The organism is Chroococcidiopsis sp. TS-821 (genome assembly GCF_002939305.1).
Lineage (GTDB): Bacteria > Cyanobacteriota > Cyanobacteriia > Cyanobacteriales > Chroococcidiopsidaceae > Chroogloeocystis.
The window spans coordinates 1-420 of the sequence record NZ_MVDI01000041.1; the positions used below are offsets into that span (position 1 = coordinate 1).

The 420-nt window shown below is 55.0% G+C and carries 1 protein-coding gene; it reads left to right on the forward strand.

The window, feature by feature from the left end; translation table 11 throughout:
- Positions 1-337: calcium-binding protein (locus B1A85_RS23360; protein ID WP_371681711.1), on the forward strand; the 337-nt coding region annotated here is incomplete at its 5' end.
- Positions 338-420: the final 83 nt, after the last annotated feature.

A 420-nucleotide genomic window follows, 5' to 3' on the forward strand; every position in this document is an offset into this window, starting at 1 on the left:
CGACTCGCTGGGAAGACACGCTCTTTTGGGGGGCGGGGAAAGACAAAATAGACGGGAGGTGCTCCAAGGTGGTGATGGCAATGACACGCTCTTTGGTGGCGCAGGTAACGACAAATTAGACGGCAGCTTTGGTGACGACAGCCTCGACGGTGGAATTGGCAACGATACACTCCAAGGCGGGTATGGTAACGATACGTTGCAAGGCGGCGAAGGCGATGACGTTTTGCGAGATATGGAGGTTGGTGGTGAAGCTAACTTTTTATTCGGGGGTGCAGGTAACGACACCTTAGAAGGCGGAGGTACGTTCAACCGCGGGGATGAGGCCGATTCCCTCTGAGGGGGTGCTGTAATAAAACATACCCCTCCTGGGGGCGTGGCAAGACATGGTGTTGGGAGATGTTGCTGGTGGACTTTCTCTTG